The sequence below is a fragment of the Kitasatospora sp. NPDC034533 genome (genome assembly GCF_055575155.1).
This window is the reverse complement of the sequence record NZ_JBVITE010000030.1, coordinates 54,172-68,401: the sequence shown is the minus strand read 5'-3', so window position 1 is coordinate 68,401 and position 14,230 is coordinate 54,172. Positions and strand designations below refer to the sequence as shown.

The following is a 14,230-nucleotide window of genomic DNA, read 5'->3' as shown; positions in this document are numbered from 1 at the left end:
GGGCCCCTGGCGCAGCCGGGCCTTCGACCGCCTCCGGGCCCGCCCGCACGCGGCCCCACGGGCCCCGGGGGTTACGCTCACCGGCATGGCGCACGACTTCCCGCCCTTCGGCGATCCCCACGGCGGCAGTTCCCCCGAGCTCGGCCGGGAGGCGGTGCTGGCCGCCGTCGAGGCCCGGCTGATCGCCACCTTCGGCGAACCGGGCGGCCGCGCCGCCGTCACCTTCCTCGGCGCGGACCGGATCGAGGTGCTGCGCTTCGGCCCGGACGCCGAGGGCCTGGTGCGGTACGCGACGCTCGGCATGTCCGCCGCGCCGATGGCCGACCCGACCTCGCCGGTCGCCGACCAGCTGCGCGGCCCGCGCGCCGAACTGGTGCTGACCGTCCGCGGCGGGCGCGACAGCGTGCTGCGCACCCTGGCCACCTTCGCCGCCACCCCGCAGGTCGAGGGCCTGGTGGTGGCCCCGGGCGGCTCGCTGGACCTCGGCTCCCCGCTCTGGGACGGCGCGCCCTTCACCTCGGTGCTGGCCGCCGAACCGGGCGGCCTGGTCGAGGACCTCGAACTGGCCGCCCCGGCCGACCCGGTCCGCTTCCTGCCGCTGCTGCCGATGACGCCCAACGAGGCGGGCTGGAAGCGGGTCCACGGCGCGGCCGCGCTCCAGGAGCGCTGGCTGGACCAGGGCACCGACCTGCGTGACCCGGACCGGCGCGGCGTGCGACTGGACTGACGACCGATCAGGCACGGCGCGCGAACCGGTCCGAGCGCCGGGCGCGCACTCCGGCCCGCCGGCTCATCCCCGACCAAGGGACTCATGATCCCCTGGTCGGGGTTTTCCCGGCGTCGGCTCAGTGCTCGATCGGCTTCGCGCCGGTGGCCTGCGCCAGCAGCGCCTCGTACACCGCCGGATCGGTGGTGTGCTCGCCCAGCCGCACGGTCTTGCGGGTGCCGTGGTAGTCGCTGGATCCGGTGACCAGCAGGCCGAGTTCGCCGGCCAGGCCGCGCAGCCGCACCCTGGTCTCCTCGTCGTGGTCGGTGTGGTCGACCTCCAGCGCGGCCAGACCGGCCGCCGCGAGGTCCGCGATCACCTGGTCGGAGACCGTCAGGCCGCGCTTGACGGCGCCGGGGTGGGCGAACACCGGCACCCCGCCGGCCGCCCGGACCAGCCGGACCGCCTCGACGGGGTCGGTCTCGTGCTTGCGGACGTCCGCCCGCCCGCCGTTGGCCAGCCAGTCGGCGGTGAAGGCGTCCGAGACGGTGGCCACCACGCCCGCCTCGACCAGCGCGCTGGCGATGTGCGGGCGGCCGACCGAGCCGGCCCCGGCGATCCGCCGCACCTGCTCCCAGCTGATCTCCGCACCGAGTTCCCGGCAGCGCTCGACGATCGCCCGCCCGCGCCGGAAGCGGTCGGTGCGCACCAGCTCCCGCTCGCGCGCGAACTCCGGCTCCTCGGGGTCGAACAGGTACGCCAGCAGGTGCATGCTGATGCCGTCCACGACGCAGGACAGCTCGGCGCCCGGGACGACGGTCAGCCGGGTGCCGGCGGGCAGCGCGTGCACCGCCCGGGCCGCCTCGGCGTGACCGGCCACGGTGTCGTGGTCGGTCAGCGCCACCACGTCGAGGCCGGCGGCGACGGCCGCCGCGACCAGCTCGGCCGGGCTGTCGGTGCCGTCGGAGGCGTTGCTGTGGGCGTGCAGGTCGATGCGCACGGATCTGGCTCCTCGGTGGCGTGGGTGCCGCCCAGGATAGGCCCGTCAGCCGAGCAGCCGGGGGGAGAGGGCCCCGCAGGGCAGCAGGTCCAGTTCGGCGCCGGCCTCGCGCAGGTCGGTCAGCACCAGTTCGTCGTACATCACCAGGGCGGACTGCTCGGGCCAGGCGACCGCCCAGAGCCAGAGCCCGCGGGCCTCGCCGACGAACACCGCGCGGTCCGCGGGGGCGTCCGGGACGTGGAACATCGGGGTGGGCCGCCCGGCGGCCATCAGCTTGGCGTCGGCGGGCTTGTAGAGGCCGACGGAGTCGCCCGGGTCCGGCCCGGGCAGGCCGGCGTAGCGGGCGCCGAGTCCGACCCCCAGTTCCTCGGCGACCAGCACCAGTTCGCCGAAGCCGCCGAGCGGCGCCGGCCCGGAGCAGGCGACGGCGGTGGCCCGGGCGCCGGAGAGGTCGTCGCCGACGTGGGCGATGCCGGTGTAGAGCCAGCCGACGGGGAGCGGCCAGGGCAGCCAGACGGGGACCTGGGAACGGGCGACGGCGACGCCGAGGGCCTCCACACTCGGCGGCAGCACCGGCTGCATCGGGTGCACCGCTCCGTGCCGGTCGCACTGCCAGGTGTCTGAGAACAGACCGGGGGCGCGGACCCGACCGGCGCACCTCGGGCAGCTTGGCTCGCCCCTCATAGCCGACAACGCTCCTCCCTCCGGACCGCCGCGTCAAGGACGATCACCCGTACGGAGGGCTCGGCGGCACCTGTCGGTGGCGGACGGCCCCTCCGGCGCCGGGCGGGCGCGGTGCGGGCGGCTCCCGTTGGGGGATGTCCCGTCCCGGGCGGCGGCAAACGTCCGGGCCTTCGCTCCCGGACACACTGACGCCCCGTCATCGTCGAACGCGGTGACGGGGCGTCAGTCGGGTATCGGAACGTCCGGATCGGACGCTCCCGGCTCGTCGGCGGCGGGTGAGGGCTCCCGGTCGGAGGCGCCGCGCCGGGTCAGACGGTCGGGCACGGACGGATGCGCAGGCGCTCGCCGGTGCGGGCGGCGGCCTGGACGAACTCGCGCACGGTGGCGGCGTCGGCGATCAGCGGGTCGGCGGTGGTGTCGTCGAGGCGGACGATCTCGAAACGCATGGTCTTCGTCATGGGCGTCTCCTTTCCTGGCCCCGGCGTGCGGGGCGGTCGCGGCTGAGTCGGTATCAGCCCTTCGGCGGTTCTGCGGATCCGGCGGTGCGGCCGGATCGGGCGGTGCGTAGTCGCGCGTGCGGCGGTCTGCTGCGGCAAGGGCTCCCCCTGCTTGCCTGGTGCGTCCAGTGCCTCGTGAACCACGGTGACGTGGTGGTGCTACCGGGCCGTTGCCCGTCCGTGACGTCCGGGTTTCGGATGGTCGATGCCGGAGTGGAAGCCGGCGATGATTCCCGGACAGAATCAAAGATTACCGTAACTAACGAATTTTGTCCCGCGTTGAAGTCGATCGGAGTCGGAGAAGTGGTACAGACCACTTCTGGAGGGCGGCGGGAACCGGGACGGGCGCGGGACCGTCCCGCGCGGGCGGGTCAGCCCCAGAACGCCACCAGCGCCTCGGCCGTCGCGGCCGGCTGCTCGGCGTTGGGGGAGTGGCCGGCGTCGGCCACCAGCACCCGGCGGGCGCCCAGGCGCTCGGCCATCGCGGTCTGCTCCGGGACGGGCCAGGCGTAGTCCCGCACCCCCGACAGCACCAGCAGCGGCAGCCCGGCGGTGGCCGCGGCCAGCTCCGACACCCGGTCCGGCGCGGCCACCAGGTGACCGCCGGTGACGGACAGCGACCGCGGCACGTTGGCCAGCCAGCGGTGGTGCAGGAACTCCGCGACGGCCGGATCCTGGGCCGGCGCCGGCTGCCCGCTCTCCGCCTCCAGCTGCCGCATGACCTGCCAGATCTGCTCCAGGTCCATCACCCCCAGCGCGTCCAGCAGCAGCTTGGTGCGGGCCGCCTCGGCCGGGTCGATCGCGCCCGGGCCGCTGGACATCAGGGTCAGCGACCGCCAGGGCAGCGGGCCCTCGGCGGCCGCGGCGAGCACCGCCTCGCGCACCACGTGGCCGCCGAAGGAGTGCCCCAGCAGGTGCAGCGGCCCGCCCTCGGCCGCCAGCGCGTCGGTGAGCGCCCGGACGTCCGCGCCGAGCGCCTCGACGCCGTACGCCGCGGGGTCGTCCGGGCCGCCGCTCTCGTACTGCCCGCGCTGGTCCACGGCCGTCACCCGGTACCCGGCGGCGGCCAGCGGCTCCAGCAGCGCGACGAAGTCCTCCTTGCTGCCGGTGAAGCCCGGCACCAGCAGCGCCGAACCGCGCACCGGCCCGTCCGGCTCCGCCCGCAGCGCGGCGAACTCGCCGCGCGCGGTCACCAGCCGCTCGGCGCGCGCGCAGGCGGGCAGGGTCAGAAACGGCGGCTTGCTCATGGGCTGCTCTCCCTGCTCTCCAACCGGCGAAGGCCCGGTGGCCCCGAGCTTAGGGCGTGGAACGCCCGAGGGGACGGGCCGGGCTTGTGGGGGGCGGGTGGGGTGGTGGTGTGTGGCGCGGTGGTGCCCGTGGGGCGCGGTGCGCTGGGGGCGTCGTTCGCCGCGCAGCGAACGGGGGCTCGGGCCCGTGGGCCCGGGTGGGTGGGCGGTGGGGTGTCGTTCGCCGAGGGGCGGCCTCGGGCGCGGGTGGGGTGGTGGTGTGTGGCGTGGTGGCGCCGGTGGGGCGCGGTGCGCTGGGGGGCGTTCGCCGTGCAGCGGGCTGGGGCTTGGGCCCGTGGGCCCGGGTGGGTGGGCGGTGGGGTGTCGTTCGCCGAGGGGCGGCCTCGGGCGCGGGTGGGGTGGTGGTGTGTGGCGTGGTGGTGCCCGTAGGGCGCGGTGCGCTGGGGGCGTCGTTCGCCGCGCAGTGGGCTGGGCCGTGGATGCGGCTGGGTGGCGGCGCGCGGCGTGATGGTTCGGCGGGGCGCCGTGCACGTGGCGGCCCGGTTGTGCCCCTCGGTAGAGGGGCCGGGGCTGGGAGAACGCCGGAAGGGTGGGCCGGGCCGGGCGGTGGGTGGAGCCGGGCGTGTGGCGGGGGTTCGGCGGGGCGCGGGGCCGGGAGAACGCCCGAGGGGGCGGGCCGGGCCGTAGTGGCCTGGTCCGCCCCCTCGGGGGAGACGCGGGGTGTCAGCTCTCCGGGGTGGCCTCCGCGGGCGCGGCGGCCTTGCGGGTCCGGGTGCGCTTGCGCGGGGCCGGAGCCTCGGCGGCCGTCTCGACGGCGGCCTCGGCGGCCGGGGCCTGCGGGGCGGTCTCGGCGACGGCCTTGGGCTTGCGGGCCCGGGTGGCCTTCTTGGCCGCTGCCGGGGCCGGAGCCTCGGCAGCGGCCTCGGTGGCCGTCTCGACGGCGGCTTCGGTGGCCTCCGCCTTGGGCTTGCGGGCCCGGGTGGCCTTCTTGGCCGGGGCCGGAGCCTCGGTGGCCGTCTCGACGGCGGCTTCGACGGCCTCCGCCTTGGGCTTGCGGGCCCGGGTGGTCTTCTTCGCCGGGGCCGGAGCCTCGGCAGCGGCCTCGGTGATCGCCTCGGCAGCGGCTTCGACGGCCTCCGCCTTGGGCTTGCGGGCCCGGGTGGTCTTCTTCGCCGGGGCCGGAGCCTCGACGACCGCTTCGACGACCGCTTCGACCGTGACGGGCTCGGCCACGACAGCCTCGCTCACGACGGCCTCGGCGACCGGAGCCGCCTCCACCGCCACCGCGGCCTCGCCCAGCCCGGCCCCACCGCGCGAGCGGCGGCGACGACGGCGCGGCGCGGCCTCGCCCTCGGTGCCCTCGACGGCCGGGGCCACCACGGCGGCCTCGGTCACGACGGCAGCGGCCTCGCCGCCCTCGACCGCCGAGCCCCGACGGGTGCGGCGGCGCTCACGGGTGCGGCGCGGCTTCTGCTCCTCGGTCTCGACCGCGGCGCCGCCCGGACGGCCGGAGCCGTCCCGCCCGCCGCGCCCGTCCCGGCCACCGCGACCGCCGCGGGCCGAACGGGCACCGCGCCCGCCGGTCTCGCCGAGGTCCTCGACCGCCTCCGCGCTGAGCCCGGCACGGGTGCGCTCCGAGCGCGGCAGGACACCCTTGGTGCCCGGCGCGATCTTCAGCAGCTCGTACAGGTGCGGCGAGGTGGAGTAGGTCTCCTCCGGGTCGTTGAACGACAGGTCCAGCGCCTTGTTGATCAGCTGCCAGCGCGGGATGTCGTCCCAGTCGACCAGGGTGACGGCGGTGCCGGAGGCGCCGGCGCGGCCGGTGCGGCCGATCCGGTGCAGGTAGGTCTTCTCGTCCTCGGGGCACTGGTAGTTGATGACGTGGGTGACGCCCTCGACGTCGATGCCGCGGGCCGCCACGTCGGTGCAGACCAGCACGTCGACCTTGCCGTTGCGGAAGGCCCGCAGCGCCTGCTCGCGGGCGCCCTGGCCGAGGTCGCCGTGGACCGCGCCGGCCGCGAAGCCGCGCTGGGTCAGCTGGTCGGAGACGTCGGCGGCGGTGCGCTTGGTGCGGCAGAAGATCATCGCCAGCCCGCGGCCCTCGGCCTGGAGGATGCGCGAGACCATCTCGACCTTGTCCAGCGAGTGCGCACGGAAGATGTGCTGCTCGATGTTGGCGACGGTCGTGCCGGTGTCGTCCGGGGCGGTGGCCCGGATGTGGGTCGGCTGGCTCATGTACCGGCGGGCGAGGCTGATCACCTGGCCCGGCATGGTGGCCGAGAACAGCAGGGTCTGCCGCTTGGCCGGCAGCATGGTGATGATCTTCTCGACGTCGGGCAGGAAGCCCAGGTCGAGCATCTCGTCGGCCTCGTCCAGGACCAGCGCGCGGACCTTGGACAGGTTCAGCTTCTTCTGCCCGGCCAGGTCGAGCAGCCGGCCCGGGGTGCCGACCACGATGTCGACGCCCTTGGTGAGCGCCTCCACCTGCGGCTCGTACGCCCGGCCGCCGTAGACGGCGAGGACGCGCACGTCGCGCACCTTGCCGGCGGTCTGGAGGTCGTTGGTGACCTGGGTGCACAGCTCGCGGGTCGGGACGACGATCAGCGCCTGCGGGAAGTCGGAGAGCTGCTCCTCGGCGGCCCGGCCGGCGTCCACGTCGGCGCGCACGACGACCCGCTCGATCAGCGGGAGGCCGAAGCCGAGGGTCTTGCCGGTGCCGGTCTTGGCCTGGCCGATGACGTCGTGGCCGGTCAGCGCGACCGGGAGGGTCATCTCCTGGATGGGGAAGGGGTGGACGATGCCGACGGCCTCCAGGGCCTCGGCGGTCTCCGGGAGGATTCCCAGGTCCCGGAAGGTCGTCTTGACGGGTTCAGCGGTGGTGGACAGGGTGCTGCCTCTTCCGTGTGGAGGGGCCGAGAGCGAGCGGCGGGCGGGCAGCCGCACGGCTGCGTACGGGCCTGGGTGGCCCTGATACAGCTGCGCGAACGCACAACCGCGCCGGTCCCTGCGGCCGGCCGGTGCGCGCTGCCCCGGTGCGGGGCGCGTCGCCGGCGGCGTCGGGGAAGGTTCCCGTGAGGGACCTGCGCGGGACCTCCGCCTCGGGGCGTGGTCTCGGCGGCCCTCGCTCGGCCACTGATGCGGTGCCAAGGCTTGAAGTCCAAGCCATGGTCGGAGCCGATCGGCTCTCCGACCGGGCATCCGCGTACGTGAGTACCGTCCTCCGTGCGGACACGTCCGATGGGACGGCCCGCTCCGGAGCGGGCTCGCGCGGGTTACCGAGACGGCGGTGACACCGTGCGAACACGACGGGGCTCCGTACCACCATACAGTCAGGCGACGACTCGAACACGTGACGCGTCTGACATTGCCCCCGGCAACTGCCGCCGGGCCGGTCGTTCCGGCCGGTCACCGCGCGTGCCCGGTGACGGCCGGGCGGGCCGGGCGGGACTAAGGTGGCGGGTCATGGAGACCCATGGTGAGACGCAGGAAACGGCGGCCGGCTCGATCGGGGACTGGGCCGCGTGCTCGGCCGAACCCGGCTACCGGGCGGCCGTGCTGGACCTGCTCGGCGCGCTCGCGTACGGCGAGCTGAGCGCCTTCGAGCGGCTCGCCGAGGACGCCAAGCTGGCGCCCGACCTCGCCGACAAGGCGGCCCTGGCCCGGATGGCCTCCGCCGAGTTCCAGCACTACCAGCGCCTGCACGACCGGCTGGCCGAGATCGGCGCGGACCCGCAGGAGGCGATGCGCCCGTTCGTCGAGCCGTTGGAGCTGTTCCACCGGATGACGGCGCCCTCCGACTGGCTGGAGGGCCTGGTCAAGGCCTACGTCGGCGACGCCATCGCCACCGACTTCTACCGCGAGGTGGCCGTCCGGCTGGACGACGACACCCGCGACCTGGTGCTGAGCGTCATGTCCGACACCGGCCACGCCCAGTTCGCCGTCGACAAGGTCCGCCAGGCCATCGAGGCCGACCCGCGGGCCGGCGGGCGGCTCGCCCTGTGGGGGCGGCGCCTGATGGGCGAGGCGCTCAGCCAGGCCCAGCGGGTGGTCGCCGAGCGCGACGCGCTGTCGAACCTGCTGGTCGGCGGCGTCCAGGTGCAGGGCTTCGACCTGGTCGAGGTCGGCAAGATGTTCAACCGGATCACCGAGGCGCACACCAAGCGGATGGCCGCCCTCGGCCTGGCCTCCTGACCGGAGCCCCCGCGCCCGCCCTCACACCGGCCGGTGCCGCCGCGCGCGGTGGGCGCCGCCCCGGTGCGGGTGGTGCCGGTGCGCCGGGGCGCGCCCGGCGGCGAGGTCCGGCCGGGCCAGCAGCGAGGTGAGCACGCCCGAGGCCACCGCCGCGGCCGCGACGGACGCCGCCGGGTAGCGCCCGTCCAGGCTGAAGTGCGCGACCAGCCCGCCGAGCAGCGCCGCCGCCAGCGCGGTGCCCAGCGTCATCCGCCGGGCGGCCCGGTAGTACGCGGGCAGGGCCAGCAGGGCGGCGGCGCCCGTGGCCAGGCCGACCAGGGCGAAGGCGATCCACTCGACCAGCAAGGCTGCCTCCCGGGGGGAACGGGCGTGCGACACCGGCGTCACAACTGTCGCCGTACCCCGCCCCACCCGGCCGTACACGCGACGGTGCCCCGCTCCCTCGCGGGAACGGGGCACCGGAACGATCTCGCGCGGCGCCTCAGAGGGTGCCGAAGCCGACCTTGCGGGCGGCCTGCTCGCCGATCTCCACGTACGCCAGGCGCTCGGCCGGGACGATGATGCGGCGGCCGTGCTCGTCGGACAGCGCGAAGATCTTCTCCGAGCCCTCCAGCGCCTTGGTGACCGCGCTCTGGATCTCATCGGCAGTCTGCGAGCTCTCGATCACGATCTCGCGCGGCGCGTTCTGCACGCCGATCTTGACCTCCACGGCTTCCGTCCCTCCGGGGTTGCAGCCTCCACGCACGGGCACCGGACCGCCTGGGACAAGCGTTCGCGGCGACCGCGCCGTACGGCTTCACCATAGAGCACCGGATCACCGGCCCGGCGAAGGTCGGCTGATCGGCCCCGGTGGCCGGTGGGCCGGTCCTACTGGGCGGCGCCCTCGCCGGACTGCTCGCCCGGGTGCATCGGGAAGCCCTTCAGGCCGCGCCAGGACAGGCTGGCGACCAGCCGGATCGCCTCGTCGCGCGGGATCTCCAGGCCCTGCGAGAGCCAGTACCGGGCGGTGATCTGGGCCAGGCCGCAGACCCCGGCGGCGAGCAGCTTGGACTCCGCCTCGGGCAGGTCGGTGTCCTCCTGGATCACCTTGCTCACCAGCGTCGCGCTCGCCTCGGAGGCCCGCTCGACCCGCTCGCGCACGGCCGGCTCGTTGGTCAGGTCCGACTCGAAGACCAGCCGGAAGGCGCCGGACTCGCTGGAGACGTAGTTGAAGTACGCCTCCATGGTGTTGGCCACGCGCTGCTTGTTGTCGGTGGTCGCCGACAGCGCCTCGCGGGTCGAGTCGACCAGGGCGTCGCAGTGCTTGTCCAGCAGGGCCAGGTACAGCTCCAGCTTCCCGGGGAAGTGCTGGTAGAGCACCGGCTTGCTGACCCCGGCGCGGTCGGCGATGTCGTCCATGGCGGCCGCGTGGTAGCCCTGGGCGACGAACACCTCCTGGGCGGCACCGAGCAGTTGTTCACGGCGGGCGCTTCGCGGCAGGCGGGCACCGCGCGGGCGCTCCTGCGCCTCCTGGATGGCCGTCACGGCGCTCCTCACTTCGGGGTCTGTTCGGGGCTGGCAAGATGGCCGATTCTACTTTTCGGTAACCGTGACCGCGTTCGGCGGAGGCGAGAAAAGACGATCGTCCTGGTTGTCAGGAGCCCACAATACGGCGCTGACCTCGGCGTCGGCAGTGGTGCGGCGGAGGCGGCGGCCGGCCGCGGGCGGGCCCCGGGTGCCCGCCGCGTCGGCCCGCGGGCCCGGCTCACTACCATCGTCCACCATGAGCAGCGCTGAGCAGCAGGTACGTACGGTCGAGGTTCCGGGTGCGGTGCTCGCGGTGCACCGCCCGCTCACGGACGGCGCCGCCGACGGGCGCGAGCCCGGGCTCTTCGTGCACGGCCTCGGCGGCTCGGCCGCCAACTGGAAGGCCCTGATGGACCGGCTCTCCGCGGTGGTCGACGGCGAGGCCCTGGACCTGCCCGGCTTCGGCCGCTCCCACCCGCCCACCGATGGCAACCTCACCGTCTCCGGTCACGTCCGCGCGGTGATCGGCTACCTGGAGGCCTCCGGCCGCGGCCCCGTCCACCTGTTCGGCAACTCCCTCGGCGGCGCGGTCTCCGTCCGGCTGGCCGTCCTGCGCCCGGACCTGGTGCGCAGCCTCACCCTGGTCTCCCCGGCCCTGCCCGAGCTGCCGCCGCAGCGCAGCGCCTGGCCGACCGGCCTGCTCGCGGTGCCCGGGGTGCCCGCGCTGCTGCGCCGGCTGTCCGCGGGCGGGCGCGACGCCGAGGCCGCCACCGCGGACCTGCTGCGGCTGGTCTACGGCGACCCGGAGGGCCTGAGCCCGGAGGTCCGGGCCGAGGCGGTGGCCGAGTACCGGCGCCGGCTGGAGGTGCCGCACGCGATGCAGGCGCTGGTCGGTTCGGCCCGCGGCATCGTCTCGGCGTACACCGAGCGCGGCGAGCAGGCGCTGTGGCGGCAGGCCGGGCAGGTGAAGGCGCCGGTGCTGCTGGTGTACGGGCTGCGTGACCGGCTGGTCTCCTACCGCTCGGCCCACCGGGCCTGCGAGGTCTTCGCGGACGCCCGGCTGCTGGTGCTGCCGGAGTCCGGGCACGTGGCGATGATGGAGCACCCCGACCACGTCGCCCGGGCGGTGCGGGAGCTGATCGGGCGCGCCAGGGGCTGACCGGGGCAGGCGGGGCCCGGGGCGAGGCGGGCCCGGGCCTGACCGCGGCGGGGCCCGGGGCGAGGCGGGCCGGAGCCTGACCGCGGCCCGGGGCCCGAGGCGGGCCGGGTCGGGCGCGCGCGGGCGGCCGCGCATACCGCCCGGTAACGGCCCGGTTCGGGCCGAGGTCACTGCGGTTCACTCGATCAGGTGGCAGGCAGGCATGTGACCGATGGATCGGCCCGGGCCGGTCCTACCTTTCTGCTGTCGGACCGAACAGGTGTGGGGGAGTCGCGGCCGCCGGAGGAACCGGAGGGCGGCCGCGGCCGAGAGGTCCCGGCGGGTCGGGCCCGACCGCCGGAGCGGGCGGTTGCCCGGGGGTACGGAACACGGCACTCCGGACCGGCCGCCCCCGCCGCCGTGCCGGGCGCCCCGGGCGACCGCCCGCTCCGCCCGGAAATCCGTCGATCCGTCCCGTGATCCCGCCAGCGAATCCGCTCTGCCCCGGAGGTCTCCCGTGCGCGTTACCCTGCTCACCGAGGGTGCCCGTCCGCATCCCCAGCGTGGCGCCGGAGACTGGTGCGACCGGCTGGTCCAGGGCCTGCCGGAGCACGAGTTCGAGCGGTACCCGGCGATCGGGCCGTGGAGCCGGGACGCCGACGACCACCCGGCGCCCACCCGGCGCGGCCACCGGTGGGCACCGTGGGCGCTCCGGCCGGGCGGCCGGGCCCCGGGGGCGCGGCGCAGACGCCGGTACGCCGGGGCGTACGAGCGACTGCTCCGGGCCCTGGTGCTGCCCGGGGAACGGGCCGGCTTCGGGCCCGCGCTGTACCGGCTGGCGGCGCTCGCCCGGGAGGACGGCGCGCTGTCCGCCTTCCTGGCCTCCGAACCCGCCCGCCGGCTGCTGGAGCGCGCCTGGCGGCTGCCCGGCGCGGACACCGCGGCCGGGCGGCCGTCCGCGTACGACGTGGCGGTCGCGGCGGAGCTGCTGGAGCGGTGCCTGCGCCCGCTGGCCGCGCCCTGGTACGGCACCGGCCCGGGCGGCCTCGGCGCGGCCGACCTGTGCCACGTGGTCGGCGGCGGCCCGGCCGCGCTGCCCGCCCTGGTGGCCCGGCAGCTGCACGGGGTGCCCTTCGTGGTCACCGAGCACCGGCTCCACCTGCGCGAGCAGTACCTCGGCCACCGCGAGGGGCCGTACCGGTGGCCGGTGCGGGCCCTGCTGCTCGCCTTCTCCCGGGAGCTCACCGGGGAGACCTACCGGCGCGCCGCGCTGCTCACCCCCGGCAGCGCCCACGACCTGCGGTGGCAGCTCCGCTGCGGCGCGGACCCGGCGCGCATCCGGGTGGTCCCCGAGGGCACCCCGGCCGTGGACCGCCCGGCCGCCGGGCCGGAGCCCGCGACGCCGACCCTGGTCTGGGCCGGCGGACCGGAGCCGGGCCGGGACCCGGAACCCGCGCTGCGCGCCCTCGCCCTGGTCCGCGCCGAACTGCCCGGTACCCGGCTGGTGCTGTACGGCGAGGAGGCCGCGCCCGGCCACCGGGCGCACCGCGCGGCGGTGGCGCGGCGGCTGGGGATGGCCGAGGCGGTGGACTTCGCCGGACGGCCCGGCCCGCTCGCCGGGGTCTGGGAGTCGGGCACGGTGGTGGTCTTCCCGGAGCCCTCCCCGCGCGACCCCCGGCTGCTGGTGGACGCGATGCTCAGCGGCCGGGCGGTGGTCTCCACCGACGTCGGGGCGGCCCGCGAGGTGGTCGGGCCGACCGGGCTGCTGGTGCCCGCCGGCGATCCGGGGGCCCTGGCCGGGGCCTGCCTGGCGCTGCTGCGCGACGAGGAGCGGCGCGGCCGGCTGGGGCTGGCCGGGCGGCTGCGGGCGCAGGAACGCTTCGCCGTGGAGCCGGTGATCGACGCGTTCCGGGAGATCTACCTGGAGCTGGTCTCGCGGTACCCGGCCTTCCCGGGCGGCGGGGGCGGGGGCGGGCCGGTGCCGCGCCCGTTCGCCCGCCCCGCCGAGTACTGGCTGGCCGACCGTCCGGCCGGTGCGGGCGTCGGAGGTTCGGGCGTCGGGGGACCGGCCGTCGGGGGCTCGGGCGTCGGGGGACCGGCCGTCGGGGGAGCCGGCGATGGCGCGCCGGCCGGTCCGCGGCAGCCGGCCGAGTTCGCGGGGGCCGTCTGATGCCCGGCGGCACGCCGCTCGGCGGCAGCGCGGACCCGGTGCGCGAGGTCATGGCGGAGCACCGGGACCTGTGCGAGCGCGCCGTCGACCCGCTGGAGATCGCCGCCGGACTGGAGGAGGCCGGGCTGGGCGCGGACGCCGCCGCCCGCTGCCGGCACACCGACCTGTTCGCGCTGGCCGAGGAGCTGTACGCCCGGGTGCCCCGGCGCCCGCCGGTGCCCGGGCCGGTGCCGAGGCGGCCGGGCGGGGACGCCGTCCGGGCCGCGCTCGGCGCCCGTCGCCCGGCGCCGCCGGGCGCGGCCGTCCGCACCGCGGCGCCGGGCGCCGTACCCGGTGCGCTGCCGTGCGGCGTCGGGCCTGACGGCGCGGGGCCGTCGCCCCGGCCGCGCCCGGCGGTGCCGGGGCACGGGCCGGGCCTGGCCGCGCTGCTGCTGCTCCCGCCGGCCGCCTCGGGCGGGGACCGTCCGGCGGCCGTCGCGCTGGCGCTGGCGGCGGCGGTCTCGGTGGGGCCGGCCGAGGGGGTGGCCCGCTGGTATCGGGAGGTCGGCCGCGGCCACCTCGGTGCGGCCGACACCCTCGCCGGGTTCCGGGCCCGGATGCGGCCGGTGCTCCCGGTGGCGCTGGCCCTGCACCTGGCGGTGCTCGGGGTGCTGAGCTTCGCCGCGCTGGCCGTGCTGGCGGTCGTGGCGCCGCGCCCGGGGCCGGGCGGCGGGCTGGTGCACCTGGCGGCCGAGCGGGCCGGACCCGGCCCGTGGGCGGCGCAGGGCGTGTCGGGCCTGCTGCTGGTGCTGCCGGTGCTGCTGGCGCGGTGCGGTCGGCCGGCCGCCGCCGCGGTGGGGGCGTCGGCCGGGGCCGCCGCGGTGCTCGGGCCGCTCGCGCTGGGGCGCTCCGCCGCGGAGGCCTGGCTGTTCGGCGGCGGCACCGTCGCGGCGGCGCTGCTGGCGTACGCCGTGGCGGTGCTCGGCCGGGCCGACTCGTACCGCTGAGCGCCGTCGGCCGACCGCCCCCGCCGTCGACCCACCCGGGATCCTCCGTGGATCCCCGCTTTCGTCCCGTTCGTCGAATTTCAGTCCGCCAGGTCGTCCCGAGCT

Annotated in this window: 13 protein-coding genes; 5 read left to right on the top strand and 8 right to left on the bottom strand. The window is 76.7% G+C overall.

What is annotated here, in order from left to right; translation table 11 throughout:
- Positions 1-85: 85 nt before the first annotated feature.
- Entirely contained in the window at positions 86-727 is a 642-nt protein-coding gene (locus ACZ55U_RS21385; protein ID WP_465527795.1) for a suppressor of fused domain protein, read from the top strand.
- A 118-nt stretch (positions 728-845) separates the two neighbouring features.
- On the opposite strand, the gene ACZ55U_RS21380 is transcribed toward ACZ55U_RS21385, so the two are convergent.
- The 5 genes from ACZ55U_RS21380 to ACZ55U_RS21360 all read right to left on the bottom strand — a co-directional run bounded on the left by ACZ55U_RS21380 (position 846) and on the right by ACZ55U_RS21360 (position 6,906).
- Complete coding sequence (locus tag ACZ55U_RS21380) at positions 846-1,706, bottom strand: PHP domain-containing protein (protein WP_465527793.1); 861 nt, start codon at positions 1,704-1,706, stop codon at positions 846-848.
- Between the two features lie 45 nt (positions 1,707-1,751).
- On the bottom strand, positions 1,752-2,390 hold the full coding sequence (locus tag ACZ55U_RS21375) for a DUF6758 family protein (RefSeq protein ID WP_465527791.1): 639 nt from the start codon (positions 2,388-2,390) through the stop codon (positions 1,752-1,754).
- A gap of 308 nt (positions 2,391-2,698) precedes the next feature.
- Entirely contained in the window at positions 2,699-2,848 is a 150-nt protein-coding gene (locus tag ACZ55U_RS21370) for a hypothetical protein (RefSeq protein WP_465527861.1), read from the bottom strand.
- Positions 2,849-3,258: 410 nt separating this feature from the next.
- Complete coding sequence (locus ACZ55U_RS21365) at positions 3,259-4,134, bottom strand: alpha/beta fold hydrolase (protein ID WP_465527789.1); 876 nt, start codon at positions 4,132-4,134, stop codon at positions 3,259-3,261.
- 723 nt (positions 4,135-4,857) lie between these two features.
- Complete coding sequence (locus tag ACZ55U_RS21360; protein ID WP_465527849.1) at positions 4,858-6,906, bottom strand: DEAD/DEAH box helicase; 2,049 nt, start codon at positions 6,904-6,906, stop codon at positions 4,858-4,860.
- 690 nt (positions 6,907-7,596) lie between these two features.
- Between ACZ55U_RS21360 and ACZ55U_RS21355 the strand changes: the two genes are divergently transcribed.
- Entirely contained in the window at positions 7,597-8,325 is a 729-nt protein-coding gene (locus ACZ55U_RS21355) for a ferritin-like fold-containing protein (protein WP_465527787.1), read from the top strand.
- Between the two features lie 21 nt (positions 8,326-8,346).
- On the opposite strand, the gene ACZ55U_RS21350 is transcribed toward ACZ55U_RS21355, so the two are convergent.
- From ACZ55U_RS21350 to ACZ55U_RS21340, 3 genes are all read right to left on the bottom strand, one after another.
- Positions 8,347-8,670 (bottom strand): hypothetical protein, encoded by a 324-nt coding sequence (locus tag ACZ55U_RS21350; protein WP_465527785.1) that lies wholly within the window; start codon positions 8,668-8,670, stop codon positions 8,347-8,349.
- A gap of 136 nt (positions 8,671-8,806) precedes the next feature.
- Positions 8,807-9,034, bottom strand: a complete 228-nt coding sequence (locus ACZ55U_RS21345) for a DUF3107 domain-containing protein (RefSeq protein ID WP_465527783.1) — start codon at positions 9,032-9,034, stop codon at positions 8,807-8,809.
- Between the two features lie 158 nt (positions 9,035-9,192).
- On the bottom strand, positions 9,193-9,849 hold the full coding sequence (locus ACZ55U_RS21340; protein WP_465527781.1) for a TetR/AcrR family transcriptional regulator: 657 nt from the start codon (positions 9,847-9,849) through the stop codon (positions 9,193-9,195).
- Between the two features lie 238 nt (positions 9,850-10,087).
- Here ACZ55U_RS21340 and ACZ55U_RS21335 point away from each other — a divergent pair, with 238 nt between their 5' ends.
- From ACZ55U_RS21335 to ACZ55U_RS21325, 3 genes are all read left to right on the top strand, one after another.
- The gene (locus ACZ55U_RS21335; protein WP_465527779.1) at positions 10,088-10,990 is read left to right on the top strand and encodes an alpha/beta fold hydrolase; all 903 of its coding nucleotides are present in this window, start codon (positions 10,088-10,090) and stop codon (positions 10,988-10,990) included.
- A gap of 496 nt (positions 10,991-11,486) precedes the next feature.
- Positions 11,487-13,139 (top strand): DUF3492 domain-containing protein, encoded by a 1,653-nt coding sequence (locus tag ACZ55U_RS21330; protein ID WP_465527777.1) that lies wholly within the window; start codon positions 11,487-11,489, stop codon positions 13,137-13,139.
- Positions 13,139-14,125, top strand: coding sequence for a hypothetical protein (locus ACZ55U_RS21325; RefSeq protein ID WP_465527775.1), 987 nt, complete (start codon positions 13,139-13,141; stop codon positions 14,123-14,125). The genes ACZ55U_RS21330 and ACZ55U_RS21325 overlap by 1 nt, the downstream gene beginning before the upstream one ends.
- Positions 14,126-14,230: the final 105 nt, after the last annotated feature.